The organism is Streptomyces cadmiisoli (genome assembly GCF_003261055.1).
GTDB classification, from domain to species: domain Bacteria; phylum Actinomycetota; class Actinomycetes; order Streptomycetales; family Streptomycetaceae; genus Streptomyces; species Streptomyces cadmiisoli.
In genome coordinates this window covers 940,839-966,068 of the sequence record NZ_CP030073.1, presented here as the reverse complement: position 1 = coordinate 966,068, position 25,230 = coordinate 940,839, and the positions used below count along the sequence as shown (strand labels likewise).

General features: G+C 69.5%; 21 protein-coding genes and 1 pseudogene. 5 read left to right on the top strand and 17 right to left on the bottom strand.

From position 1 onward, the window contains the following. Positions 1 to 71 precede the first annotated feature (71 nt). The 7 genes and pseudogenes from DN051_RS03900 to DN051_RS03870 all read right to left on the bottom strand — a co-directional run bounded on the left by DN051_RS03900 (position 72) and on the right by DN051_RS03870 (position 9,753). Positions 72 to 1,718: a glycosyltransferase family 39 protein gene (locus DN051_RS03900; protein WP_112437981.1), complete on the bottom strand. Its 1,647-nt coding sequence runs from the start codon at positions 1,716 to 1,718 to the stop codon at positions 72 to 74. Between the two features lie 18 nt (positions 1,719 to 1,736). Beyond that, a complete protein-coding gene (locus tag DN051_RS03895; protein ID WP_112437980.1) occupies positions 1,737 to 2,540 on the bottom strand; it encodes a class I SAM-dependent methyltransferase in 804 nt (267 codons plus the stop codon). A 100-nt stretch (positions 2,541 to 2,640) separates the two neighbouring features. Further along, entirely contained in the window at positions 2,641 to 3,597 is a 957-nt protein-coding gene (locus DN051_RS03890; protein WP_053757737.1) for a transporter, read from the bottom strand. Positions 3,598 to 3,989: 392 nt separating this feature from the next. Further along, positions 3,990 to 4,499, bottom strand: a pseudogene (locus DN051_RS47740) (ATP-binding cassette domain-containing protein); the annotation flags it as partial. Continuing rightward, entirely contained in the window at positions 4,496 to 4,939 is a 444-nt protein-coding gene (locus DN051_RS03880) for a GntR family transcriptional regulator (RefSeq protein ID WP_053757735.1), read from the bottom strand. The pseudogene DN051_RS47740 and the gene DN051_RS03880, both read right to left, overlap by 4 nt. Before the next feature lie 101 nt (positions 4,940 to 5,040). Then, positions 5,041 to 5,784: a 3-oxoacyl-ACP reductase family protein gene (locus DN051_RS03875; RefSeq protein WP_053757734.1), complete on the bottom strand. Its 744-nt coding sequence runs from the start codon at positions 5,782 to 5,784 to the stop codon at positions 5,041 to 5,043. Between the two features lie 402 nt (positions 5,785 to 6,186). Then, positions 6,187 to 9,753, bottom strand: coding sequence for a S8 family serine peptidase (locus tag DN051_RS03870; RefSeq protein WP_246040911.1), 3,567 nt, complete (start codon positions 9,751 to 9,753; stop codon positions 6,187 to 6,189). A 929-nt stretch (positions 9,754 to 10,682) separates the two neighbouring features. Here DN051_RS03870 and DN051_RS03865 point away from each other — a divergent pair. Continuing rightward, entirely contained in the window at positions 10,683 to 11,705 is a 1,023-nt protein-coding gene (locus DN051_RS03865) for an alcohol dehydrogenase catalytic domain-containing protein (RefSeq protein ID WP_234388710.1), read from the top strand. A 73-nt stretch (positions 11,706 to 11,778) separates the two neighbouring features. On the opposite strand, the gene DN051_RS03860 is transcribed toward DN051_RS03865, so the two are convergent. The 8 genes from DN051_RS03860 to DN051_RS03830 all read right to left on the bottom strand — a co-directional run bounded on the left by DN051_RS03860 (position 11,779) and on the right by DN051_RS03830 (position 19,676). After that, positions 11,779 to 13,248 carry an FGGY-family carbohydrate kinase gene (locus DN051_RS03860; RefSeq protein WP_053757733.1) on the bottom strand — a complete coding sequence of 490 codons (1,470 nt, stop codon included), beginning with the start codon at positions 13,246 to 13,248 and terminating at the stop codon, positions 11,779 to 11,781. Continuing rightward, positions 13,245 to 13,400: a hypothetical protein gene (locus DN051_RS44870; RefSeq protein WP_159053975.1), complete on the bottom strand. Its 156-nt coding sequence runs from the start codon at positions 13,398 to 13,400 to the stop codon at positions 13,245 to 13,247. The genes DN051_RS03860 and DN051_RS44870 overlap by 4 nt, the downstream gene beginning before the upstream one ends. Positions 13,401 to 13,591: 191 nt before the next feature. Continuing rightward, positions 13,592 to 14,113, bottom strand: coding sequence for a helix-turn-helix domain-containing protein (locus tag DN051_RS03855; protein ID WP_112437979.1), 522 nt, complete (start codon positions 14,111 to 14,113; stop codon positions 13,592 to 13,594). 185 nt (positions 14,114 to 14,298) lie between these two features. Next, on the bottom strand, positions 14,299 to 15,123 hold the full coding sequence (locus DN051_RS03850; RefSeq protein WP_246040908.1) for an alpha/beta hydrolase: 825 nt from the start codon (positions 15,121 to 15,123) through the stop codon (positions 14,299 to 14,301). A gap of 220 nt (positions 15,124 to 15,343) precedes the next feature. Further along, entirely contained in the window at positions 15,344 to 15,931 is a 588-nt protein-coding gene (locus DN051_RS03845) for a TetR/AcrR family transcriptional regulator (RefSeq protein WP_246040906.1), read from the bottom strand. A 195-nt stretch (positions 15,932 to 16,126) separates the two neighbouring features. Further along, positions 16,127 to 17,155 (bottom strand): helix-turn-helix domain-containing protein, encoded by a 1,029-nt coding sequence (locus tag DN051_RS03840; protein ID WP_079000599.1) that lies wholly within the window; start codon positions 17,153 to 17,155, stop codon positions 16,127 to 16,129. Positions 17,156 to 17,423: 268 nt separating this feature from the next. After that, positions 17,424 to 18,803 (bottom strand): NADP-dependent succinic semialdehyde dehydrogenase, encoded by a 1,380-nt coding sequence (locus tag DN051_RS03835; protein WP_053757730.1) that lies wholly within the window; start codon positions 18,801 to 18,803, stop codon positions 17,424 to 17,426. Between the two features lie 180 nt (positions 18,804 to 18,983). After that, complete coding sequence (locus DN051_RS03830; protein WP_112437977.1) at positions 18,984 to 19,676, bottom strand: type 1 glutamine amidotransferase domain-containing protein; 693 nt, start codon at positions 19,674 to 19,676, stop codon at positions 18,984 to 18,986. A gap of 703 nt (positions 19,677 to 20,379) precedes the next feature. Here DN051_RS03830 and DN051_RS03825 point away from each other — a divergent pair. Further along, positions 20,380 to 21,144, top strand: coding sequence for a GNAT family N-acetyltransferase (locus tag DN051_RS03825; protein ID WP_112437976.1), 765 nt, complete (start codon positions 20,380 to 20,382; stop codon positions 21,142 to 21,144). Between the two features lie 18 nt (positions 21,145 to 21,162). Here the strand turns inward: DN051_RS03825 and DN051_RS03820 are convergent, their stop codons facing one another. Together DN051_RS03820 and DN051_RS03815 are read right to left on the bottom strand one after the other, a co-directional pair. Next, positions 21,163 to 21,579, bottom strand: coding sequence for an SRPBCC family protein (locus tag DN051_RS03820; RefSeq protein WP_053757456.1), 417 nt, complete (start codon positions 21,577 to 21,579; stop codon positions 21,163 to 21,165). A 67-nt stretch (positions 21,580 to 21,646) separates the two neighbouring features. Then, a complete protein-coding gene (locus DN051_RS03815; protein WP_053757455.1) occupies positions 21,647 to 22,660 on the bottom strand; it encodes an aldo/keto reductase in 1,014 nt (337 codons plus the stop codon). Positions 22,661 to 23,194: 534 nt separating this feature from the next. Between DN051_RS03815 and DN051_RS46360 the strand changes: the two genes are divergently transcribed. The 3 genes from DN051_RS46360 (at position 23,195) to DN051_RS03800 (ending at position 25,225) form a co-directional block, all read left to right on the top strand. Next, positions 23,195 to 23,842, top strand: coding sequence for a hypothetical protein (locus tag DN051_RS46360; RefSeq protein WP_079000535.1), 648 nt, complete (start codon positions 23,195 to 23,197; stop codon positions 23,840 to 23,842). A gap of 77 nt (positions 23,843 to 23,919) precedes the next feature. After that, positions 23,920 to 24,549 carry a response regulator transcription factor gene (locus DN051_RS03805; RefSeq protein ID WP_234388695.1) on the top strand — a complete coding sequence of 210 codons (630 nt, stop codon included), beginning with the start codon at positions 23,920 to 23,922 and terminating at the stop codon, positions 24,547 to 24,549. A gap of 52 nt (positions 24,550 to 24,601) precedes the next feature. After that, positions 24,602 to 25,225: a Pvc16 family protein gene (locus DN051_RS03800; RefSeq protein ID WP_112437975.1), complete on the top strand. Its 624-nt coding sequence runs from the start codon at positions 24,602 to 24,604 to the stop codon at positions 25,223 to 25,225. Positions 25,226 to 25,230: the final 5 nt, after the last annotated feature.

Genomic DNA, 25,230 nt, shown 5'->3' with positions numbered 1-25,230 from the left:
CGGGAAGAGTCATGAAAGGGCTTTCCCAACCGGCAACCTGCCGGAAACACATCGCAGTTGGAGCCGCGGTTCTACGGCCGTCCGCCCCTCGCGCGGTCGACGCGCGGCGAGGGCGGAGCGCCGAGGCGGTCGTCGCGCGACGGCCTGTCGGCGGCAGGCCCGCCGTCACCGCGGCCGTCGGCGCGTTCGTACACCGTGACGCTCCGGCCGCGCTGGACCAGCGTGCTGCGTACGACGAAGTGCTTACGCAGAACGCGGGTCTTGGCGCGGTCGCGGGCGTTCAGGGCGCGACGGGGCTCCGCGTCGCTGATCAGGATGATGCGCCGTTCGCGCAGCATGGCGCGTGCCGTGGTGTCCGGCGCTGTTTCGATGCCGTGCAGGGTGGCGGACCCGGCGGGGCTCCCGGCGAGCGCGATGTCGCGCAGGCCGTCAAAGGCGCTCGGGGTGACCAGGGCGGTGTCGCGCCGGGCCGAGGGAAGGAAGACGACCGCGTCGCCCCGCCCACCCGCCGCTTCCACCAGCGCGGCCGCGGCCAGCACGTCGTCCACCCGGCTCTCCACGCTGCGTATCTGCCGTTCGGCGGGGAGCAGGGCGAGGAACGCGAGTGCGGTGGCGGCGGCGAGCAGCACAGCGGGACGGACGGCCAGGCTCCTGGCGAGTGCGGCGATCAGTACCCCGAGCATGAGGGCGAGGCCGATGTGGGCGAACAGTACGTAGCGGGAGACGTAGAGAGGCCGCCAGGTGAGTGAGACGGCGAGGAGCGTCATCTGGGGTACGGCGCAGAGCGGGACGGCCACGGCGGCCAGGCTCGGATTCCCCGCCGCGGCCGACGTCGGACCGGCGGGCTCGCGCGCCTGGCGCAGGAGCGCGCAGCCGCCGGCCACGAGGACGGTGCCCGCGACCAGCCACATCGTTCCGGGGCCGGCGGGCGGTATCCAGGACACCTGCCGGGACTGGCTCTGGCTGGCCAGGACGAGGGGCAGCGCACCGAGCACGGCGGTGCCGGCGGCGAGGAGCCAGCGGGTGAGGACGGTGCGGTCCGGCCGGGCCAGGACGAGCGTGGCGGCGTGGGCGAGCAGGGCGAGCAGCGAGAACCAGTTGAGCAGCGCGCCGAGCAGGACGACGAGTGCGTATGCGGTCCAGGTCCTGGCCCGGGGGTTGTGCAGGGCGGACACCAGCAGCCAGGTGGCGAGCGCGACCATGGCGGTGACCATCGCGTACGGGCGGCCCTCTTGCGTGTACGTCTGGACCGCGGGCACCAGCGCGAAGGCGAGCCCCGCGCCGAGCCCGCTCCATCGGCCCGCCAGGCGCGCGCCGAGGTCGGCGACGAGGGCGGCCGCCGCTGCCATGGCGAGCACGGAGGGGGCCCGCAAGGTCGGCAGGCTGTCGCCGAAGACCTCGAACACCACATGCATGAGGGCGTAGTAGAGGCCGTGGACCACGTCCGCGTGGCCGACCAGGTGCCATATCTCGGGCAGATCGCGGCGGGCGACCTGCCAGGTGGCTGCCTCGTCGCGCCACATGCTGTTCTGGCGGGTGATCCCCCACAGGCCCAGGGCGACCACGAGGCCCGCGGGCACCGCTGCCGTGAACGCCCGGCTCGGGCCGGGTCCCGCGACGGGCGGCGGCACGGGCGGCCGTGGGACGACGTCCGACGCGGGGGTGGCAACGGTGGGCGGGGCGAGCGCGGTGCCCGGGGACACTGTGGGGGACTTCATGTCAGTACCAGGCCCCGGTCAGGCGGCGGGAAGCGGCGAGCGACTGACACGTATCTTCGACTGGCCGTGCGGGCGCTTCTCCCAGTCCTCCATGAACTGCCCGTGCAGACCGTGCTTGCGCGCCAGCTCCAGGAGGGTCTCGGTGCGGTAGTAGAAGTCCTCGCCCAGCACCTGGTGTTCGGTGCCCTCGGTGCGGTCGAAGGTGAAGTCGAAGAAGCCGGTGTCGGTCAGTATGCGGCCGACGTGCGCGAGGCATTCGTCGATGACCTCCAGCGGCGAGTGGGAGAACACGCTGTGGGCGTGCACGACGTCGAAGTGGTTGCCGGGCAGGAAGTCCAGCGTGAGGTCGCCGATGATCGTCAGATGCGGCAGCTTCTCCTGGAGGCGGCGCTCGGTGAGGGTCTTCTTGGCGGCCATCAGGATGTCGGGCGAGATGTCGATGCCGTAGTAGTTGCCGGTGTCGAGGTGGGTGATGAAGCGCCAGCCGCCGCGCAGGTTGCCGCAGCCGATGTCGAGCATGCGGTGTTCGGGCCGCAGGCCGTGCTCGATGAGGTAGTCGAACTGCATCTGCCCGAGCGCCAGCCAGCGGTCGTGGGTCTTGCTGCCGACCGCGGCCTCCGGATTGCGGCGGGTGTCCGAGGCCATCACGGCCCGGTAGTAGCCGACGTGGTCGGGGTGCTTCACCCGCAGCCAGGCGTCCCGGCCGGCCCGGCGGATGTAGGGCTTGACGCGACCCGGGTGCCGGAGCGCGTAGCCGATCTTGTGGGTGAGGGCGGCGCGGTTGTTGCTCAGCTTCTTGGGCGACTTGGCGTCAGCGGGCATGGTGAAGCGACCTCCGTGCTGAAGCACCCCGGGCGAGGGGTGGCGGGGTTGACGTGGATGGAGGAGCTGAGGGAATCGACCGTGGCGCGGTGCGCCGCGGTCAGACGCGGCGGCGCAGGAGCAGCACGGTCACGACCGTGAGCAGGGCCGCGAGTCCACCGAGCACGGCGACGTCGATCCACTGGTAGATCCAGTAGTCGCCGGCCGGGTTGGCCTTGTAGAAGCGGCCGACGTACCCCTTCTGCGCCATGCACTCCCTGAGCAGGTCGCCCGAGGGGAAGGGACAGTTGAGCACGTCGTCCTGGCGGCCCGAGGCGGTGATCAGGCCGTAGTCGCCGGCCGACCACTTGTCGCCCATGAGCGATCTCGGGACGCTGCCGGCGCTGGTGTAGACGTTCGGGGGAACCAGCAGGCGTGACATGTGTGCGAGGTCCAGCAGGAGCGTCACCGCCCCGGTCACCAGGAGGGTCAGGCTCATCGCATGCCAGACCCGGCGGGCCAGCAGACCCAGCAGTGTGCCGGTCGCCAGGCCGAACAGGGCGGCTGCCACGACGCGCGGACCGGACCCGCTCAGGGCCGTGTTCTCGTACCAGAACAGGCCGTAACTGCGGTCGGTGGCCGGTCGCCACCACCACGCGAACACCGCCGCGAGCACCCCGGAGACGACCACCGTGGCCGCCGCGGCGACGGCGAACCGGGTCGCGAACCACTGGTGCCGGCTCACCTCCTGGGTGAGGACCACGCGGTGCGTGCCCAGTTCCCGGTCGCGGCCCAGCAGAGGGGCGCCCCAGAACACGCCGATGATGACGGGCAGGGCGATGTTCAGCGCGCCGAGGTACTTGAGCGGTTCGATGTCCAGCAGCAGGGGCAGACCGCTGCCGGTCCGCGTGCACTGCAGTGGTCCGGGAGCGCAGTGGTCGAACAGGCCGGAGCGCAGCGCGTCGACCATGCCCGAGCGGTAGTACGCGGCGATCGCCGCGGCGACGGCCAGCAGTACCGCGGTGATGCCGACCAGCAGCCGCTGCTGACGCCATGCGAGCCAGAGTGAGCCCTTCACGCCGCCTCCGTCCGCTCGGCGGGGGCGGGACGCGCCGGGGCATCGGCCTGGAGGTAGCCGATCAGGATGTCCTCCAGTCTGGGCCGCTCGACGTGCCAGTCGCCGCGCAGCGGTCCGTGTCGCCGCACCAGGGCGGTCATCTGCCGGCCGCTCGTCCTGCTGTGCACCACGCCCTGTCCTGCCAGGGCGCCGTCCTGATCGGCGTGTCCGGTCAGCACGGTGTGGCTCTCGCGCAGTTCGTCGGCGTCCTCGCTCAGCTCGATGCGGCCGTCCCGCATCAGCAGCACCCAGTCACAGGTCTGCTCCATTTCGGGCAGGACGTGCGAGGACAGCACGATGTCCGTGCCGTGCTCGGCGGCCTCGGACATCAACGTCGCCATGATCTCGCCCCGGGCCAGCGGGTCGAGGTCGGCCATCGGCTCGTCGAGCAGAAGGAGTTCGGGGCGCTTGCCGAGCGCCAGGGCGAGCGCGACACGGCTGCGCTGCCCGGGGGACAGTTCGCCGACGCGGGCGTGCAGCGGGATGTCCCCCTCGCGGACGATCTGCTCGGCGGGCGCCTGCTGCCAGGAGGAGTTCAGCTTCCGTCCCAGCAGCAGGGTGTCCGCCACCGTGAACCGGGGATACAGCGGCTTCTCCTGAGTCAGCAGCGCGACCCGCGCACGGGCCTGAGGCGTGCCCGGCGTCGTGCCGAGGACCTGAAGCTCCCCGGTCTCGGGCCGCAGCAGGCCGCCGGCCAGGTGCAGCAGGGTGCTCTTGCCGGCGCCGTTGCGTCCGACGAGGGCGGTGATGCGGCCGCGGGGCACGGTGAACTCGCAGTCCCTCAGGGTCCAGCCGCCGCGCGCCCGGTACCGGAATCCGAGTCCCGTGGCGCGCAGTGCGTCAGGCGCGTCAGGCCCGGTCATGCGTCCTCCTTCTTGCGGCCCCGGTCGTCCGGGGCGCGGGTGTCCTGCTTGTTGTCGTAGGCGTCCAGGGCCGCGGTGACCAGGGCGACGATGTCCGCCCGTTCCAGCCCGGCGGCCCGCGCTCGTGCCGTCCAGTCGGTGATCTCCCGCCGCAGGGGCGAGTCGTCCTCCGCGCCCGGCCGGGCGAGCGACCGTGTCACAAAGGTCCCCAGCCCGCGGCGCAGCTCGACCAGTCCGGCCTGCTCCAGGTCGCGGTAGGCCCGGAGCACCGTGTTGGGGTTGATGGCGGTCGCCGCCACCACCTCCTTGGCCGTGGGCAGCTTGTCCCCGACCTTCAAGGTGCCCATCCGGAGTGCCCGCTCGGTCTGCTCGACGATCTGCACATAGGCCGGCACGCCGCTGCCACGGTCGATCCGGTACTCGACCACGTCACCTTCCATTGCTTCAGCATGCTTCCATTAATGAATTAGTACAAGCATGGTGGAGGGGTGGCGGCGATGTCAAACACGAGCACCGCGGGGCCGTGCCGACGCGGCGGCACTCAGGCCGCGAAGCCGCCGTCGACGTTGATGGTGGCGCCGGTGACGAACGAGGAGTCGGGTCCGGCGAGGAAGGTGACGACGCTCGCGATCTCGTCGGCGGTGCCGTAGCGGCCGGCGGCGATGAGAGGGCGTGTGACCCCTGCGAAGGGTCCGTCGGCCGGGTTCATGTCGGTGTCCACCGGGCCGGGTTGAACGGTGTTCACGGTGATGCCGCGGCTGCTCACCTCGCGCGCGAGGGCGCGGGTGAAGCCGGCGACGGCGGCCTTGGTCATGGCGTAGACGGTGCCGCCGGGAAAGTGGATGCGGTCGGCGTTGATGCTGCCGACCGTGATGACACGACCCCCGGTCGTCAGGTGTTTCATGGCCGCCTGGGTGGTGTGGAAGACGCTGCCCACGTTGACGGCCACGCTGTGGTCGAAGGAGTCGTCCGTGATCTCCTCGAACGGGCCCGTGCCGGTGACACCCGCGCTGTTGACGACGACATGAAGGCCGCCGAGCTGCTCCACGGTCCGGTCGACCGCGGCCCGCGCGGCCGCGCGGTCGGACGCGTCCGCCCGGATGGCGAGGGCGGTGCCGCCGTCACCGGTGATCTGCCGCACCAGGGCTTCGGCGCGGTCCGGTGAGGAGCGGTAGGTGAAGGCGACGGCGGCACCGGCCCGCGCGAGGTGCCGGACGATCGCGGCACCGATACCGCGCGACCCGCCCGTCACGAGGGCGACCTTGCCGTTGAGGGGCTGGCTCATGGAGGACTCCCGGCGATGTCGAGCGCGCACTCACCGTCGCGGTAGGGCGGACTGTCAGTACCTGACGCATCCGAAACGGATTTTCAAGGCTATATCGGACGGTCGCGGTCGGCGCGAGACCGGCGGGAGGCGCGTCTCGGGGCGCGCGGATCGGTGCGCGTGAGTCCTTCGGACGGGCGGTGCAGGCGGCCGGCGATGCCACGGCCGAGGGGAGACGGCACATGATGCCCCGCGAGGCGGGTGCGGGCGAGGGGCAAGCCGAACGCCCCGCGTGCCGCGGGAAACGGCGCACGGGGCGGGGCCCAGGTCCTGGCGCCGTCATGGCGCGGGCGGGGCCGGTGCCGCGGCGAGCGCGGCACCGGCCCGTACATCACCTCGGGCCGTGGACCCGGATGACGGTGATCACTTCAGGCCGTAGGCCCGCATCACCGTCTGGCTGATCGAGCCACCCGACTCGTCCGTGGCGGTGGTCCGCAGCGACACGAACGAGGCCGAGTGAGGCGCCGAGAGGTCGGCCTTCCAGACACCGTCGCGCTGTACCGCCTTCTGACGGTGCCAGGTGGCACCGTCGTCGTAGGAGACCTCGACCCGCACAGCGGACACATCGGTCTCCGCGGCGCCGAGCACGGAGGGTGTGACGCTGAGGTCGGCGCCGCGCCGGGCCCTGCCGTCGGCGTCCAGGTCCACCCCGTAGTCGAGCTGCACCAGCGGAACGGTCTTGTTCTCGGCCTCGGCCGAGACGAAGTTCCACTCGGTGTGCGTGGTGGTGGAGTAACGGCTCATCGCGGGGCTGTTGTTGGTGGCGTCGATCACGAGCCGGTACGGCAGCGGTTCCGGGGACAGGCCCCAGGCGTACGCGCTGTCGTAGTCGACCTCGGTGAGCAGCGTGTCGCTCTGGTAGAGCGAGGTGCGCTGCGACAGGTCCGAGCTCCAGGTCCGGCCGGAGTGCGCCATGCCGCTCGTCCCGAAGGCGGGCGAGTCGAAGTACAGCACACTGCCGTTCTCCCGGGTCGGGAGGTCGCCGCCGATCATGCGCGGCCGCATGATCGGAGTGGTCCACCGCTCCTCATGGGTCCCGGGGGAGGGATAGGTGACCGGCTCGGAGACCTCGACCAGGGAGTTCGCGACGGTCACCTTCTGCTGCCACTCGATGCCGCCGCCCGTGGAGACCCAGTCGGTACGCGATCCGCGTGTGACGGGCTCGGGGGGGAAGTTCCACGCACCGCCGAAGGCGTAACGCTGGTAGTCGACCCGGGTCTCCTCGGCGGGAGTCTTCTCCCCATGGCCGAACGTGACGTTCACCCGGGCCAGGTTGCGTGAGTCGGCCCGGTGGGTCAGATCCTGGGGGATGCTCCCCGTGTGGTGGCTGACCAGGTCGTACGTGTAGGAGGGAACGGGGTGTGCCGTCGTGCGCAGGCGCACCTCGTCCCGGGAGGACGCGGCGATCTCGGCGATCAGCGCCTCGCCGTCGTCCTTCGTCACCGACGCGACCGCCACCGGTCCGAATGACTGCCAGTCGCTGTCGCCGTACCAGGTCCTGAGCCGGCCCACTCCGTCGTTGACCACCAGGAGAAGCTTCACTCCGGCGGCACGGGCGGCCTCGGTCTGCTCGTTCGGGGAGACGGCGGAACTGCGGCGTACGACCGCGGCCTTGCCCTGGGCGGACAGCTGGGCGTACTCGGCGGGCGTACCCGTGCCCGCGAAGACCGCGTCCAGATTCCTGGTGCCGTCCGGCAGCGGCTTGGCGCCCGTCTGGACGAGGACGTCCAGGTCACGCGAGCCCTGGGAGACCTCGAGGGCGGTCTGCGGTGCCCGCCACCTCGTGGTGAAGTCGAAGCCGCCGACCTTCACCTTCTCCGGGGAAGGCTGCGCCCAGACGCTGTCGTACCCGGTGTCGATCATATTGCTGTGTATCCAGTCACCGTACATACCGGGCTTCGGCTGCGTGGTGGTGAACGAGCGCCAGTACTCGACCCTGGTGTTCGTCGGCATGCTCGGCTTGGGCGTCAGAGCCCGCACCTGCTGTGCCTGCGAGGCGTCGAACGTGACCGTCCTGGGGTCGGTCAGTTCGACCTCCGGGTCACCCAGCAGAGCCAGGCCCTTGGAGTGCGCACCGTGCGCTCCCCGCACGTCCTGGTACATCATCGCGGAGTAGGTGTCGCGCGGCAGGTGCAGCGTCAGTCCGGCCTCCGGCACCCTGAGGTACTGGAAGTACGGATCGTTCGCGCCCTTGAGCGTGATGTTGCCGGCCATGGGGCGGCCGTCGCGGTCCTTCGCCCGGAGCGTCAGGTCGTAGCGCTCGGATTCGGTTCTGGTGTTCAGCACGGTGTGCGCCACGACGGCACCCTCGCCGTCCCGCGCGACGACCTGTCCGGTGTGGCCGCCGATGGGCACACCGCGCGGGTCGATGACGAGGCTCACCGACGTGCTGTCGTGCGCCGCGACGGTGATCTCGTCGGCGCCCAGGGTGAACAGGCTGCTCGGGCTCGCGCCGCGGTCCAGCGTGAGCCGGAGCGTCACCGGGCTGTCGCCGTGGTTCGTGTAGGTGATGCGGCGTTCGATCGGCTGCGGGTCACGCGACCACTTGATCAGGCCCGTGTCGACCGAGCCGGAGGCGACGATCTGCGTGTCGTAGGCCGCGGACACGTCGACCCGCCCGGTGCCGCCGCGGTGGACCGCGGTGTCCGGGGTGGCCTTGCTGGTGCTCATCAGAGCGTCCTTGAGCTGCTGCCCCGTCCAGTCCGGGTGCTTCTCCGCGAGCAGCGCGGCCGCGCCGGCGACGTGCGGAGTGGCCATGGACGTGCCGCTCTTGACGGTGTAGAAGCCCTCGCCGGTGGTGTGCTGCGATCGGGCCGCGAGGATGTTCACGCCGGGTGCGGTCACCTCGGGCTTGAGCCCGTCGTCCCCGGCCCGGGGGCCGCTGCTGGAGAACCCGGCGACCTGGTCGGCGGAGTCCACAGCGCCCACGGTGAGCGCGGACTCGGCCGTTCCGGGCGCGTTGACGGTGTACTCGCCAGGACCGGAGTTGCCCGCCGCGATGACGAAGAGCGTGCCTGTCTCCTGGCTGAGCCGGTTGACGCTCTGGCTCATGGGGTCGTTCTGGGTGTGCAGGGCGGAGCTGCCGAGACTCATGCTGATGATCTCGGCCTTCTCGGTCCTGGCGGCCCACTCCATGCCGGCGATGATCCACGACTCGTTGCCGGATCCGCCGTCGCCGAGGACCTTGCCGATGGCCAGGTCGGCGCCCGGGGCGACGCCCTTCTCCTTGCCGTCCGAGGCGGCGCCCGTGCCGGCGATCGTCGAGGCGACGTGCGTACCGTGACCGCGGCGGTCGGTGATGTCCTGGTCGGGCACGAAGCTCTGGCTGCTGACGATGCGCTTTTCCAGGTCCGGGTGACCCTCGTCGACACCCGTGTCGAGCACGGCCACCTTGACGCCGGTACCGATGGCGCCCTTGTCCCAGACACGGGGCGCGCCGATCTGGGACGTGCTGTCCGCCAGGGCTGCCTTGACCTTGCCGTCCAGCCAGATCCGGTCGATGCCGCCGGACAGGGACGGAGCGTCGGAGGACTTCCGGCCGGCCGTGTCCTGCGCCGAGACCAGGGCGTTCCACAGGGGCGCGGCCTCGGCGCGGTCCGCGGTCACGGCCTCGGCGCGGATCGACGTCAGCTGCCGCTCGACGGCGACACCCGGCAGGTCCGCGCCGGCGAGCCGCGACGCTCCCGCGTCGCGCGTGACGATCAGCGGCAGTCCGGCGGCGCGCTCGTCGTCGTACCCCTGGGCGATGAGTTCGGTGACGTTGAACAGCCGCTTGTCGAGGACGCCGGAGGCGACATGGCTCTTTGCTTCGTCGGGGACGACATACGTGCCCGAGGCGTCGGTGATGGTTTCGACGGAACCGGTGGCACCCACACGACGCTGCACGCTCACGGAGGCGCGTGCGCCCTTCGCCCCGGGAGTGACGGTCACCTTGTCGCCGGTGATCAGAGTGACGGTTCGAGCGGTACCGGAGGCGCCGCGCGCCGCCCCGTCGGCGGAAGGCTTGGAGCCGGTGGACGCTGGTGGTGACGCGGACGCTGAGACGGCGCCGAGGGAAGGAAGGAGCGCCAGGGCAATGCCCAGCGCCGTGATCCGCCCTCCACGTGAGAATGGAGGCAAAGGAGTTCCTAACTGAGGAAAAATTCTTTGGGGGAGCGCGCGCTTCTAGGAATGATCGGGACAACTGGCGTCTTCGCCAACACATGGGGCTGTCGTATTGACGCCATGTCATAAACGCGACAGGCGGAAGCGCACATATCGACCCATGGGCGGCGGTCCGGTGCGCGGGAGACGGGGCGTGCCGGCGCCGACGGCCGTCGGCGGGACGGCCGGTGCGGACCACGCGGCGAAGGCCGGACCTGCGGTGCTGTGCGCAGTTGTCCGTGCGGTGGGATCGCCGGCATCCGCGGGGCCGACTGGCGGAGGAGGTGCCGGCCACGTCCACCGGCGCGGTGCCGGCGAAGCATACGGGGACGATCACTGAATTGAATATGTGCGCCAAAAAGCGAAGGGAAATGTCATCGTCGTCGGTGAGGGTATTGAAATTGAACTTGCCGGGCCATGTATTTGGCGGTACCATTTATCGGGGAAACCGGCGATGAGAATAGGCGCGTAATAGTAGATCGAGAATGTGATGCGCCGGACGTATTTCTTCTTCTGAGGAGAGAACCGAGAGCCGAGAGAGCGACCGTTCTGGTCCCGCGTGGCCCGGTCCACACCCGACGCGGGGGATCCCCGGGGTGACCGGTCGGGGACGCCCGCCACCGGTTCAGTGAGCGTCGCGCCGGACTCCGGTTGCTTCCCGGGCGATCACGTCCGGCTGCAGAACCCTTCCTGAGCGCGTGGTGAAGGAGTTACGCATGGCAACGATGAAAGCCGCGGTCGTCAGTGAGGCCAATGCCCCTTGGGTGCTTCAGGACGTCTCGAAGCCGACAGCCGGACCGCACCAGGTCCTGGTCAAGGTCCATGCCTGCGGGGTGTGTTACACCGACGCCCTGCTCGCCCAGGGTGTCCTGTCACTTCGTCCGTTCCCGATGGTGCTGGGGCATGAAGGCGTGGGAGAGGTCGTCGCGGTCGGTGAAGGCGTCACGACACGCGAGGTGGGTGACCGGGTCGGCCTGCCGATCATGCAGAAGGCCTGCGGCAGATGCGAGTTCTGCCGGGAGCGGCACGCATACAGTTTCGTCACCGCGAACAACTGCGTCGCGCCGGTACTGACGGGAGTCAACGTCGACGGCGGCCAGGCCGAGTTCGTCGCGGTCGACGCCGAGGGCACGGTGCTGCTGCCCGACGGGCTGCCGTACGAGCTGGCGGCGCCCACGGTCTGCGCGGGTTACACCGTCTGGGCCGCGCTCCGGCGCGCCGGAGCGAACCCGGGAGCGCGTGTCGCGGTCGCCGGTGTCGGCGGTGTCGGCCATCTCGGGGTCCAGTTCGCGAAAGCCGCCGGCTACCACGTCATCGCGATGACCCACTCTCCCGACAAGCACGCCCTGGCGAAGGAACTGGGCGCCGACGACGTCGTGGCGGACGGCGCCGGACTGCGGGAGGCGGGTGGTGCCGACGTGCTGCTGCACACCGCACCGAGCCACGCCTCCGCCATCGACGCCATGCAGGGCCTGCGGCCGTGGGCGAAGATCATCCTCATGGGGATCTCGGCCGATGACACCTTCCCCCTTCCGGCCCTTGCGGTGACCAGCCACGGCTACGAGATCATCGGGTCCGCTCACAACGGGCCGGAGTATCTCGCCGAAGCGCTGGAGATCGTCGCGCGCGGAGACGTGAAGCCGATGATCGAGGTGTTCCCGAAGGAACAGGTCGGCGAGGCGTACAACAGGCTCCTGGCCGGTCAACTGCGGTTCCGCGCCGTCGTCGACTACGTGTGAACCGACCCACTGGGTGGCCCTCGCCCCGGCCGGGCGAGGGCCACCGACGTGAGCCGCGGATCGCGACGCGCCGTCAGCCGCCGCGTCGGAACCGAGCCAGCGTGTGGGCCGCCTCGCGCGTTGCCGGATACAGCTCCCGGTACAGGGTGTGCAGCTCGTCGTAGACGGCGACCGCGGCCTCATCGGGAAGACACCGCTCACGGATCGGATTCCAGCGCGCCGTGTCGGCCGATCCGCTGTGCTGCGCGGCCAGTCGGGCGGCACCGTAGGCGGCGCCGATCGTGACCGTGGGGATGTCCTGCGGCAGGCCGACGACATCGGAGACGATCTGCGTCCACAGTCCGCCCCGCGTGCCGCCGCCCACCGCGACGAGCCGCCGGGTCCCGGCGCCCGCGTCCCGCATGGCCTCGATGTTGTGACGCACTCCGTGCGCGGTGCCCTCCAGTGCGGCCCGGTACAGATCGGCCCGCGTGTGTTCCACCGTCAGGCCGACGATCACCCCGCGTGCGTCGGGATCGGCGATGGGTGTGCGCTCACCGGCGAAGTACGGCAGCATCGCGAGGCCGCCCGCGCCGACGCCGCTGCGTGCCGCCTCGGCGAGCAGATCGGCGTGGTCGGGTGAGCCGAACAGTTCGCGCAGCCACTCGGTGATCGCTCCCGAGGTGGCCATACCGCCGGCGAGGGACCGGGTACCGGGGAACGCGCCGACGGTGCTCCACAGCTCGGGCACCCTCAGCTGCCGGGTGACGGTGGCGACGAGGAACATCGTCGTGCCGTACATGAGCATCAGGTCGCCCGGCTCCGTCGCTCCGACACTGACCGCTTCGGTCCAGGCGTCGATGGTGCCGGTGATGACGGGGGTACCCGTCGCGAGTCCGGTGGCCGCACTCGCCTCGGCGGTCACCGTGCCGGCCGGGTCACCCGGCCAGCGAAGGTCGGGAAGTTCGGCGTGCGGCCACACCGCGTCCACCCAGGGTCGGTACCACTGCTGAGCGCGCGTGTCGTAGAACGGTACGGACTGGCTTGCCGAGTGATGGTCGAGGACATAGGCACCGGTGAGCCTGTGGGCGAGGAAGGACGCCGGCATGAACAGCCGTCGTGCCACGGCGAACACATCCGGCTCGTGCTCGGCCAACCATGCCACCTTCGGCCCGACGGCCTGTGTCGACAGCACGCTGCCGCAGCGGTCGAGGACCGCTTCGCGGCCGAGGTCCGCCTCCAGCCGGGCGATCTGGGTACGCGCCCGGGTGTCGACGCCGTACAGGATCGCCGGGCGCAGAGGCCGGTTCGCACTGTCCGCCGGCACAACGCACGGACCCATTCCGCTCACGCCGACCGTGTCCACCGGCTCGCCGTGGGAGAGCAGTTCCCGGGTGATGGCGCAGAACTCCGCCCACCATGTTTCGGCGTCCATCTCGACATGGCCGGGCTCGGGGCGGGAGACAGTGTGCCGGCGCACCGCGCTGGCCAGGACCCGGCCTCGGGCGTCGACCAGGACGCCCTTGCTGCTGGAGGTTCCGATGTCGACACCGAGATGGCTCATGCTCGCACGCCTCCGCACAGGTGGACCGTGCCGCCGGTCTCGGGCCGGGTCGCCGCGCCGGTCGAGACCGCGGCGTCGACGGCCACGCGCTGGTCGGAGCCGTCACGGCGGGGCGCTGCCGAGGACGGCCGGACAGTGGTGCTGGCGTGCATGAGTCTCCGATTCCGTCACTCTGCCTCGACGCGGTCTCCTTCGTGCCCCGGCGACAGGCCTGGGCACACGAGCACGCTACGTCGCACAGCGTCTGCCGTCATCCGTGCCGTGTCACGGCCGACCCGACGACGTCTCCCGCCGGCTGGGCAGTGAGTACGGCGCGCACTTGCCCCGGAGCGGGACGGCACGGTCAACTCCGCGAGCGGGTGCTGTGGTTCCGCAGATAAGCGGCCGGAGTCGTCCCGTACACGGATTTGAAGTGCCGGATGAAGTGACTGGCATCCGAGAAGTGCCAGCGCGCCGCGATCTCGGAAATGCCGGTCGTGGCGCCGGACCTGATGAGATCGTCATGGGCCTCCTCCAGTCGGCGCCGACGGGCGAACGACATGATGGAGTCGTCGGACGCGGCGAAGGAGCGGTGCAGCGTGCGCAGGGAGACGCCGAGCAGTCGAGCCACCATCGCGGGAGAGAGGTCGCGCTTGTCGAGATTCGTTTCGATGGCGTCCTTCGCGGCTCGGACCATGGCCGCTCGACGGCCGCTCAGCCCGTTCTCTCGGTGTGCTGACGGTAACGGACCGTTCTCCCACGCCCGGATTGCGCCATCGGTGGTCCGGGTCTGTCGAGACGTCAGATCCATTGCGGTGTCGAACTCCGCCGCGCGCCCGACGTTCCTCACGGTGTCGGACGGCTCATCCGGGCCGTGAGTGCTCATGTGGGGACCTTCCTCGCGTCGTCCTGATCGTCGGCATTCATGTCGTCATGACGTCGTGGTCATCGACTCGGCGTCGTCGGCGCGCGGCGCTCAGCCGACCGTGGTGACATCTCCGCGGTGCCACCACGGCCCGGCGCTCCGCCCCGTGTTCGCCGGGCCGGGGACTCATCGAACGCAAGGGCCGATCAGCTCTGCCGCAGGCCTTGTTCGGTGGCCCAGGCGAGGGCGTAGTCCGCGACCTCTTCCCAGCCTTGCTGTCCCACGATGAAATGCGACCGGCCCGGGAACCGGTGGAAGTCGGTCACCGCGGTGGACTTGCGGTACAGGCGCCAGTTGGCCTCGTTCACCTTCGGCGGCGTGATGTGGTCGGCTTCTCCGGCGATGAACAGCAGGGGTGCCCGCCGTCCGTTGGTGAAGTCGATCCTCGTGATGGCGCGGGGATTGAAGTTCGCGAAGGCGCCCTGGAACATGACGCGTGCCGAGCCCGGCACGTGGTAGCGCTCGTAGGCGGCTGCCGACTCGTCGGCCGAGAGGGTGTTGGCGAAGGCGTAGTGGAACTGTCGCGGGGTGAGCGCGATCGCCTTGTTCTTGTTGGCCGGATTCCCCAGGATCGGCCAGGCCGACTTCAGCGTCGAATACGGCAGGGGGAGCACCCCCTTGACCGGCGCGGAGTCGATGGCGACGCCCGCACGGCCGAGCCCGCGGTCGAGCAGGATCTGCGTGACGGTGCCGCCGAAGGAATGACCCATGATGAACGGGGCGTCGTCCAAGCCGCGGATGATCTGCGCGTAGTGGTCGACGACTTCCTGGAGGCCCACTCCGGCGATGCCGGAGGGATCACGTCTGAGGTCCTCCACCTCCCCGTCGAGGCCGGGCCAGGCCGGGGCGATCACGTCGTAGCCCTGCGCTCGGTAGTGCTGCGTCCACTTCTCCCAGGACCGGGGCGTCATCCAGAGGCCGTGAATCAGTACGACGGTGCCGGCGGCACCGCCGTTGTGGTGGGCGGTCAACGTGAGCTCCAATAGATAGAACGTTCTGTCTACTGGGACGATAGTCGGCCGTGCGGGTGGAGGCAAGCGAGGCCGAAGATCACACGTGTGGCGCACAAGGAGGGGAGGTGGGCGGTGTGCTCGCGGGGAGCACGACCGAGGGCGGGCTCCGGCAGCCGCCTGGTCGGCGGTTGCGGAGCCCGCCCTCAGGGGTCAGGTCCCGGACGTCGGTCCGCGGGGATCAGTGGGCGGCCACCACTGTTTCGACGCCACGCAGCAGCGTCGTGCGCGCCGACTGCGGGTTCCCCAGGTAACCGGCGACCATCGCTCCGTCCCGCAAGGCCACGGTCGCGGCCGCCGACCACTCGGGATCCGCGGCGCCGAGTTCGGTGAAGGCGTCGAGGATGACGCCGTGGAACCACGTTCGGTGGGTCAGCACCGCTTGGTGCACCGCGCTGGACGTGTCCGGGTACTCGGCGGCGGCGTTGATGAACGGGCAGCCGCGGAATCCCTCCCCGCACAGGTCGTCACCGATGCCCTCGGCCATACCGCGCAGCAGCGCCGCCGGGTCGTCGATGTGTTCCCGCGCCTGCCGGAATCGCGAGCGGATCCCCTGGTCCGTGGTTTCGAGGTACGCGCGCACCAGGTCTTCCTTGCCCGCGAAGTGCCTGTAGAAGGATCCGCGCGCCACTTCGGCCTCCGCCATCACGCGGTCGACGCCGACGCCGCGGATGCCCTCCATGTAGAAGAGGCGGCTCGCGGTATCCAGGAGTCGCTGTCGCGGTGCGGGTCTGGGCGCGGCCTTCGGAACGGTCTCCAATTTCGACACCCCACCACTATATGGAACGTTCTGTCCAGGTGTCGTGTGCGTGGAGCGCGGGTGCGCGGTCCAGCGCGGGTGGCGTGGGTGACGGTGCGTGCCCGCGCGTGGTGGTGCCATGTCCTGACCGGTCGATGAGTCCCGACGTAATACCGTGACCGGTCGGTGCCGGTGAACGTCGGCCGGCGGGGCGGAGTCGAACGGTCAGCTGGTTCTGCCTGCGCTGCCGTAATTTCTGAGGTAGGCGGCCGGTGTCGCCCCGTAGAAGGCCTTGAATTGCCTGATGAAGTGGCTTGCGTCGGAGAACTGCCAGCGTGCGGCGATTTCGGACACCTTGGCCGTGCTGCCCATCCTCACCAGTTCGCCATGGGCTTTCTCCAGGCGTCGCCGACGAGCGAACGCCATGATCGAGTCGTCCGATTCCGCGAAGGAACGATGCAGCGTCCGAAGTGACACCCCGACCATTTGGGCTATCAGAGCGGGGGACAGATCGTTCCGGTCGAGATTCCTTTCGATGACGTTCTTCGCGGCGCGCACCGTTGCATTCGGATGGTCCTGTATCCCCGACACGGAGCTATCGGAGAGCATGCCGGAGAAAACGGTCGCGCAGGCGTCCAGCGCAATGCTCTGAGCCGAGGTCGAACGCTCCAGTTCGGTGCTGCTCTTCTCGATCGACTCAAGGAAGTTCACCAGGAACCGGACCTCAGGCGCGGTGACATCCGAAAGGTATGCCTGATTGAGCACCCTGGTCGAACCGATGCGGGAAAACACGAGGTGGCGGGGGATCCTCACGACCCGCACGTGGGTGGCCGGGGCGCACGAGAACTCCCAGGAGGCCTTGGTGTCCCGAATGCAGATCCGGCCGGGCGTGACGGTGTGTGATCCTTCTTTTCCGGTGAAGACGATACGGCCGGATGTCACCAGATCGGCCACCACGGGGTCCTGATCCAGATAATTTCCCGAGGTCCCCGCCAGGGAATCGCAGTACACCTTCACGGAGAGCAGACCGTCAAAGAGATGGCCGCGCGCAGAGAACTTGAACCCAGGGTAGGCGGACTGGTTGGGGATGGAGAGCCGTGTCAGGTGGGCGAGTGGGCCACCTTCCCAGTCCTGGAAAAGGTGCTCGGTTTCCTGGATCTGCCGAGCCGTCAGGTTGATATTGGTCTTGAAATCAATAGTGCGGCCCCGACTCAGTGCCGGGTCCGCGACATCTTCCATCTTTTGGTCACTCATCTGCGCCTCTTTTCGACGCTCTGATTGATTTTCATGGCGAAAGCGCAGAGCGGTCGACAGGAAATGGGATTGCCTGCGAAGTCGGTGACATCGTTGTCGCACCTGAAGATGTTTGACTTTACTTGGCGACGAGGTCTTCTGTCGAAATGATCAAGGCCGGTTGGCGTCGTGGTGCCATTCGGTGGCCCTGGCGTACAACCGGCCCTGTCCCGTGACGGATTGTGTGCGGTCGGGCGCATTGCGCGGCGGGCCGCGCGGCCCGTTTCGGCTACGCGGCCACCCACACCGTCTTGAGGTTGCAGAACTCGCGGATTCCCTGCGCGGACAGCTCACGACCGTAGCCGGAGCGTTTCACGCCACCGAAGGGGATGTTCGGGTCGGAGACGGTCACGCCGTTGATGAAGACCATCCCGGCTTCCAGGTCCGTGATGAACCGCTCCTGCTCGGCCGCGTCTTCGGTCCAGGCGTTCGATCCGAGGCCGAAGGGCGTGGCGTTGGCGATCTCCAGGGCCTCGTCGATGTCGGCCGCACGGTAGAGCGATGCCACCGGACCGAACGCCTCCTCCAGGTAGAGACGCATCTCGGGAGTGATGCCGGCGACGACGGTCGGCGGGTAGAACCAGCCCGGCACGTCCGGCTGCTCGCCTCCGCAGAGGATGTCGGCGCCCGCTTCTCGCGCGTCGTCGACGAGCTCCTCGATGTCCCGGCGGCCTTGTTCGGTCGCCAGGGGGCCGACGTCGGTCGCCGGGTCGAAGGGGTCGCCGACGGTGAGGGCGCTCATCCGGGAGACGAAGTCCTGTGTGAAGGCGTCGTAGACGTCGGTGTGCACGATGAACCGTTTGGCGCAGATGCACGACTGGCCGTTGTTGCGGGTCCGGCCCTCCACCGCCGCGGCCACCGCCCCGTCGAGGTCGGCCGAGGGCATGACCACGAAGGCGTCGCTGCCGCCCAGTTCCATCACCGTGTGCTTGACCACGTCGCCGCAGATGGCTGCCACGGACCGGCCGGCCGGCTCGCTGCCCGTCAGTGTGGCGGCCGCGACCCGTGTGTCCCGCAGCACGCTCTCCACTGTCCGGGACGGGATGAGCAGCGTCTGAAAGCTTCCCTCGGGGAACCCGCCGCGGCGGAAGACCTCCTCCAGGTACAACGCGCTCTGCGGCACGTTCGAGGCGTGCTTGAGCAGGGCGGCGTTGCCGGCCATCAACGCGGGGGCGGCGAAGCGCATCACCTGCCACAGGGGGAAGTTCCACGGCATGACGGCGAGGACGACACCCATGGGCTGGTAGCGGCCCAGGGCGCGGCGCGCGCCGACCACCGACGGGTCGCCCAGCGGTTCGTCGGCCAGGAACTCGGCCGCGCGGTCGGCGTAGAAGCGCATGCCCTCGACGCACTTGCGCACCTCGGCCTGTGCGGAGGCGAGCGTCTTGCCCATCTCGGTGGTCAGCAGCTCCGCCGCACGGTCGACGTCCCGTTCCAGGAAGTCGGCGCTCGCCCGCATCAGGTCCGCTCTCTGCTCGAACGAGTCGTACCGGTGGGTCAGCCAGTACTGATGAGCGGCTTCCAGCTTCTGCTGGATCTGGGCGTCGCTGTGCGGAGTGAACGTCTTGAGCGTCTCTCCCGTCGCGGGATTGACTGTGGCGATGGCCATGGCCGTCTCCTCGGAAACATCGGGTGGGGCCCGAGGTCGTGCAGCGGGACGTGAGCCGGAGCCGCGGCGGGGGCACGTGGCGGAACCACGGGCGTGGGTTCGTTGCCTGTCGGGGCCGCCACGAGGTGCTGTGACGGCCGGCTGGGTGCGTCCCCTCCGCGTGCGCGCGTGCGGTTCCCGCTACAGAGCCTCGAGCAGTTCCTTGGCGAGCGGGCCCGCGGAAGCGGGGTTCTGCCCGGTGTGGAGGTTGCGGTCCACGACCGTGTAGGGCTCCCAGACCGGGCCTCGCGAATAGTCGGTGCGCAGGGCCCGCAGTTCGTCCTCCAGGAGCCATTTCGCATCCGGAGCGAAACCCACTCCTGCTTCCTCGTCGTTGGTGAAGCCGGTCAGGCGGTATCCGGAGAACGGAGTGTCGTTGTTCTCGTCCCGGGTGGCCAGCAGGGCCGCCGGAGCATGGCAGACGATGCCGAGCGGCCGTCCGGACGCCAGCGCCCGCCTGAGCAGGAGGCCCGAGTCGGCGTCGTGGGAGAGATCCTCCATGGGGCCGTGCCCGCCCGGGTAGTAGACGGCGTCGTAGCGGTCGAGGTCGGCCTCCTTGACGGCGATGGGACGGCGGAGCTCGTCTGCTTGCTCGATGACGGCCTCCTGCTGGAGCGCGCTCTCCTCGCCCCCGGCCATGCTGGGCCGCAGGCTCATGCTGTCCACTACGGGAACGACGGCGCCCGGCGTGGCGACGGTGATGTTGTGGCCCGCGTCGGAGAAGGCGCTGTACGGGGCAACGAACTCTTCGGCCCAGTAACCGGTCGGATGCCGATGCCCGTCCTTCAGGGTCCAGTAGCTGGCTCCGGTCATCACGAACAGAATCTCGGCCATGCAAGCCGCCTCCAAAGGGTGGACGCACCACGCAGCCGCAGCGCGTGTGCGGGTGGTTCACGGAGCCTCGTCCCGCCGGTGGACGCCGGGCACGTTCGCACGCCCGACCGCGTGGCTGAACAGGACGTGACTGCACAGAAGGAGCGGTCGAGCTGCGGGACCAGGTTGTGAGGGTTGTTGGGAATCATGACGTCCTCGGCGTCGTCGGCAGTGCGCGGGCGTGAGAGCGCATCGGACGGCGATCCGTGTACCCGGGCGGCGCGTCGCGCCGAACGTCGGGGCGCTGCCCCGACGGAGATCTGCCTTTTCGGGCTCTACCGAATGGATTTCGAGATCACATGACGTAAATGTCCACTTGTGTACATCATTAGATCCCCGAGTCCCGCGTGCGTCAAGCGGAGGCGAATCACGGGGCGGCCCTATCTGCCGACCGCGAAATATTTGAGCGCATTCATCCCTGGTTCGTGAATATGGGATGGCCGTGCCATTCAATGGCATTGCGGTGCCACGCGCGGATATCGATGCACGGTCGCTCACGAATTTCGCGGGACAGGCTGTGCCAACAGCGACGGGCATGTGGCGCCAGTGTTCTATACGCGCCGCAGAGTCGTGTGATCAGTTGGGTCGGCCGCGACGGAGCCGTCGCGCGTGCGGCCGTGGTGGCCGATCCACGAACTGCCCTCCTTGCTCGAAGAGTCGATCCATGACATCCCTGAACGACCCCCTCGGACCCGTCGTCCTCGCCTACACGGGCGTCCGTCACGCTTTGGCGGCGAGCGGCCATTTCCGCAGAGACGCGGACGGCACCGTACTGGTCGTATCCGGTGCTCCGGTCGCTTCGCTGAACGCGGTCATCAGCCCGAATCCGGATCCGAGTCCGGAGGTCATCGGGAAGTTGGCGGGCAGTGAGTACCTTCAGGGACTCGCGTGGAGCATTCAGGTGCGTGGTGTGCCCGGGCCGCAGGTCATCGAGGTGGCGGCGGGTCATGGGCTGACGAGTGTCTCCGGTCTGCCGCTGATGGTCAGGCGGCCCGGTGCGGGCGAGCCGGCGAGGGCCGGCGGTGGGCTGCGGGTGCGTCCCGTGGACGGTGACGAACTGGGGCTGTACGCCGGGATCATGTCCGACGGCTTCGGTGTGCCCCATGAGGCGTTCGCGATGTTCGCCGAACCCGCCCTGGCCCGTACGGAGGGTTTCACCTTCTACCTCGCGGAACTGGACGGGGTGCCGGTGGGGACCGGGATGGCCGCGGTCACGGGTGACCTGCTGGGCGTGTTCAACATCGCCGTGCTCCCCGAGTACCGCCGCCGGGGCCACGGGCTGGCCGTCACGACGGAGATCGTGCGTGCGGGATACGCGGCCGGTGCCACGACCGCGTACCTCTACGCCAGCCCCCTGGGCGAACCCGTCTACACGACTGCCGGCTTCCGCACCGAGGAACTCCTGGCGATGTTCACCGCCCCGGTGTAGAGCCACGTCCGCCCGGTGTCAGCTCAGTGCCGCGTGCAGAGCGTCCAGGCCGTTGCTGTAGAGCCCGGTGAAGTGGGCGACGACGTCGCTCTCCGGGACGTCCCTCGGGGTGAAACGACCGGACCACTGCACCTCGCTGATGCCGGCGTCCCGCGCGACGGTGTGCACCCGCAGCGTGGCGAGGTACTCGGTCACGGGGAACGGGGCCTGGACGATGGTGTAGCTGTAGTGGCGTTCCACGTCGTTGAACGCGATCAGACGCTCCACGATGGTCTCGCCGTCCCGGGTGAGGAGCTTCCTCACGCGGCCGCCCTCGTCCAGCGTGCTGGAGCGGATGTTCGGAAGCCAGTCGGGCAGCGAACCGAAGCCTCCGATCAGCTGCCAGGCGCGTTCCGGGGAGGCCGGGACGATCCGGCTCGCTGTGGTGGATGCCATGGCGTATCTCCTCGCTCGTCTGTGGGGGACTGCTGGGCAGGGGGAACGAGGGGGGTGCGGCCGGGGATCAGGCGCCGCCCGGCAGGGGTGCCTGCGGGCTCACCAGGTCCGCCGCCCGAAGGTCGTGCCAGAAGCCGGCCGGGATCTGCTCGTGCAGGGCCGCCAGGTCCTCGGCGATGCGGTCGGGCCTGGTCGCCCCGGGGATGACGGCGGCACTCACGGGATGCGCGAGGGAGAACTGCACTGCGGCCGCCTTGAGCGAGACGTCGCTGCGGTCGGCGATCTCCTTGATGCGCTTGACCCGCTCGATGATCTCGGGAGGTGCGGCCTGGTACTCGAAATGGGCCCCGCCGGCGAGGATTCCGGAACTGTAGGGCCCGCCCACGACCATGCCGACGCCCCGTTCCTGGGCCATGGGCAGCAGCCGCTGGAGGGCGTGCTCATGGTCGAGGAGGGTGTAGCGGCCGGCCAGGAGGAAGCCGTCGGGCTTCGGTTCGTCCAGAGCCAGTGTCAGCTCGATGGGTTCGGTGCGGTTGACGCCCAGGCCCCAGGCCTTGATCACACCCTCGCTGCGCAGCCTGGCCAGCACACGGAACGCGCCGGTCCTGGCTTCCTCGAGCTTGCTCAGCCACTGGTCGCCGTGGAAGTCCTGAGCCACGTCGTGCACCCAGACGATGTCCAGCCGGTCCACGCCGAGACGCTTCAAGCTGCCCTCGATGGACCGCTCCGTGGCATCGGCGGTCCACTCATGAAGGATCTTGTTGGGCCTTCCGGCCGCGAAGAGATCTCCCTTCTCGCCCAGGTCCCCGCTGCCGGTGTCGACCTCGTCGAGGATGACGCGGCCCACTTTCGTGGACAGCACGTACTCGTCGCGGGGCTTGCTCGACAGCAGCTCGCCCAGGCGGATCTCGGCGAGGCCGGCTCCGTACAGGGGCGCGGTGTCGTAGTAGCGGATGCCCTGGTCCCAGGCGGCGTCGAGCGTCGCGGTCGCCTCTTCGTCCGGGACGGCACGGAACATGTTGCCCATGGGGGCCGTGCCGAAGCCGATCCGGTCCGGGAGGATTTCAGCGAGAGTCGTCATCGGTATCGATCCTTTTGTGCGTGTGGACTGCGGCAGCGGTTGTGAGCCGGGGCCGGGGTATTCCATCGGTGCGTTGAATTCTTGCAATTCGCGGATCCGTGGGAAGTCGGCTGAATATTTTAGTGCTGTCCTCTGTGGATTCGTAGAATTCTCGTGCCATGAATGTGGAATCGTAGGCCCATTTCCCGGGCCCGGACGGCGCCGGTGGCCGTGGGGGCGTCCGCGGGCACCGGTCCGATACGGCACGGACGGACATCCCTGGGAAGTCCCGCCGGGTTTCTCGCCATGGACGCACGATCGCGGGCTCTGCCCGCGTGGACAACGAGGGCGGCGGCGCGTCAACCATTCGTGGACGAAACGTCAACACGCTGTCCATGGTGCATGAACGCGCACGCGGTTGGCTCATTGGTGCACGGCAACGGTTCATGACTGCCCACTTCGGCGCCTGGTCATGCGCGCTGCCGTTCATCAGGTGCGCTGATTTTACGCACCGTCCGCTCTACCTGCTTGTATGAACACAACAAGGGAAGTTCAATGACGCGTTCCTACGCATCTCTCGGCCTGGCCGCGGCGCTCAGCAGCGTCCTCCTGCTTGCTGGGTGCAGCGGCTCCGACGGCGGAGCTGCGTCTCAGGCGTCCAGCGCGCCCGCATCGCCCCCGCCGTCGGCCGCCGCACCCAACGGCGCCGCGGGCGGAAACGGCGGACCCAGCGGGGCCGCGGACCCGAATGCAGGATCGAACGGCACGGGGAACGGAGCGGCTGCCGGCCAGGCGCCCCAGCCCGCGCAGTCGACGAACCCGGCGGGCGGCTACTGGCCCGCGACGGTGCAGCTCGGCCGCAACGAGCGGCTCGGCAACACCGTCGTCGACGGTGAGGGCTTCACGCTCTACCGCTTCGACCCGGACTCCGCCAACCCCTCGAAGGCCACGTGCGTGGACGACTGCGCGGTCACCTGGCCGCCGGTCCTGGCCAACGAAAAGGTCCGCTTCCAGGGGCTGCACCGTGACCAGATCGACACGGTGACCAGGCCCGACGGCACGCAGCAGGTGACCATCGGGGGATGGCCCGTCTACCGCTTCTCCAAGGACGCGGCCGCCGGCGACATCTCGGGTGAGGGGGTTGGCGGCACCTGGTTCGCCGTCGCGCCCGACGGCACCAAGGCCAAGGACAGCAGGGACTGACAGTTCGGTCGGGCGTGGGGCCGGTCTGCTGCCGGTCCCACGCCCGTGGTTCGTGAGGCACGACATTGATGACATTGATGGCAACGAAGATGATCACGGTGACCCTGCACGCCGACGACCCGATCGTGCGTGCCGGACTCGCCGGCCTATTGCGGGGACAGCCCGAGATCGAAGTACTGGAGCGGCCCGTGCAGAGCGTCGGCCACCGCTCCGTGGCCGTGGTCCTCGCCGATCGCGTCGACGACAACACCGCCATGATGCTGCGCCGCCTGGTGCGCGGCGAGTCACGGGAGACGGTGCTGGTGGCGGGCAAGCTCCAGGAGCGTGAAGTGCTGAGCGCGGTGGCCTGCGGGGTGCGCACCTTCGTGTGGCGGCACCAGGCGACCGCCGAGAGCCTGGCCAAGGCGGTGCGGTCGGCCGCGCGCGGCGAGAGCGAAGTGCCCTCCGACATGCTCAACCGGCTGCTCATGCAGCTCGGCCGGCACGGCAGCGGCACATCCCAGGCGCCCACGGTCACCGGACTGTCCGACCGAGAGGTCGAGGTACTGCGATTCGTCGCCGACGGGCTGGAGAACCGGCAGATCGCGGGAAAGCTCTCCTATTCGGAGCGCACGGTCAAGAACATCCTGCACGGCCTCATGACGCGTATGCAGCTGCACAACCGGGCCCACGCGGTGGCGTTCGCGCTGCGGGAGGGATACCTGTGATCGACTTGGCGGTGCCAAAGGCTCCGGTGCGCAGCACCCCGGGGACGCGCAGGTGATTCACGAGATCGACGAGGCCCTGCGCCGGCTGCTGCGGGCACAGGCACTGCCCAAGGACGCGGCGGAGGTGGTGTTCGACGCCCCCACCCGCGAGTGGGCGGCCCGCCGCAACGCACCGACCGTGGACGCGTATCTCTACGACGTACGGGAGGAGGTGGCCCGGCGCGAGCGCGGCGCGGTGGCGGTGCGCGACGCGTCCGGCAGGGTCACGCGGCGCCGCCAGCCGCCCCGGTGGTTCCGGCTGTCGTACCTGCTGACGGCGTGGACCAAACGCGCCGAGGACGAGCATCGGCTGCTGTCCGCCGTACTGATGGGGCTGCTGCCCCACGAAACACTGCCGGCCGAATACCTCGGCGGACCGCTGGCGGACCTCGGCATGGCTGTCCCCCTCACCGTCGGCGTGCCGCCGGCCGAGTCCCGTTCCATCGCGGACATCTGGTCGGCCCTCGGCGGAGAACTCAAGCCGTCACTGGAGGTGGTGGTGGTCGCACCCATGCCGGTCTCCCCGGACTACGCGGTGTCGCCGCCGGTCCTCGAACCGCTGGTGGCCGTGGTGCAGGCCCTCTCCCGAGGACGGGACGGCGGCTCGGCGCCGCCGACGCCGAAGGACGGGCAGTGAGCGAC

Coding starts and splice junctions, on each gene's coding strand:
- DN051_RS03900 (WP_112437981.1), bottom strand. CDS start 1,718: ATGAAGTCCCCCACAGTGTCCCCGGGCACCGCGCTCGCCCCGCCCACC.
- DN051_RS03895 (WP_112437980.1), bottom strand. CDS start 2,540: ATGCCCGCTGACGCCAAGTCGCCCAAGAAGCTGAGCAACAACCGCGCC.
- DN051_RS03880 (WP_053757735.1), bottom strand. CDS start 4,939: ATGGAAGGTGACGTGGTCGAGTACCGGATCGACCGTGGCAGCGGCGTG.
- DN051_RS03875 (WP_053757734.1), bottom strand. CDS start 5,784: ATGAGCCAGCCCCTCAACGGCAAGGTCGCCCTCGTGACGGGCGGGTCG.
- DN051_RS03865 (WP_234388710.1), top strand. CDS start 10,683: ATGGCAACGATGAAAGCCGCGGTCGTCAGTGAGGCCAATGCCCCTTGG.
- DN051_RS03860 (WP_053757733.1), bottom strand. CDS start 13,248: ATGAGCCATCTCGGTGTCGACATCGGAACCTCCAGCAGCAAGGGCGTC.
- DN051_RS44870 (WP_159053975.1), bottom strand. CDS start 13,400: ATGCACGCCAGCACCACTGTCCGGCCGTCCTCGGCAGCGCCCCGCCGT.
- DN051_RS03855 (WP_112437979.1), bottom strand. CDS start 14,113: ATGAGCACTCACGGCCCGGATGAGCCGTCCGACACCGTGAGGAACGTC.
- DN051_RS03840 (WP_079000599.1), bottom strand. CDS start 17,155: ATGAGTGACCAAAAGATGGAAGATGTCGCGGACCCGGCACTGAGTCGG.
- DN051_RS03835 (WP_053757730.1), bottom strand. CDS start 18,803: ATGGCCATCGCCACAGTCAATCCCGCGACGGGAGAGACGCTCAAGACG.
- DN051_RS03830 (WP_112437977.1), bottom strand. CDS start 19,676: ATGGCCGAGATTCTGTTCGTGATGACCGGAGCCAGCTACTGGACCCTG.
- DN051_RS03825 (WP_112437976.1), top strand. CDS start 20,380: ATGACATCCCTGAACGACCCCCTCGGACCCGTCGTCCTCGCCTACACG.
- DN051_RS03820 (WP_053757456.1), bottom strand. CDS start 21,579: ATGGCATCCACCACAGCGAGCCGGATCGTCCCGGCCTCCCCGGAACGC.
- DN051_RS03815 (WP_053757455.1), bottom strand. CDS start 22,660: ATGACGACTCTCGCTGAAATCCTCCCGGACCGGATCGGCTTCGGCACG.
- DN051_RS46360 (WP_079000535.1), top strand. CDS start 23,195: ATGACGCGTTCCTACGCATCTCTCGGCCTGGCCGCGGCGCTCAGCAGC.
- DN051_RS03805 (WP_234388695.1), top strand. CDS start 23,920: ATGGCAACGAAGATGATCACGGTGACCCTGCACGCCGACGACCCGATC.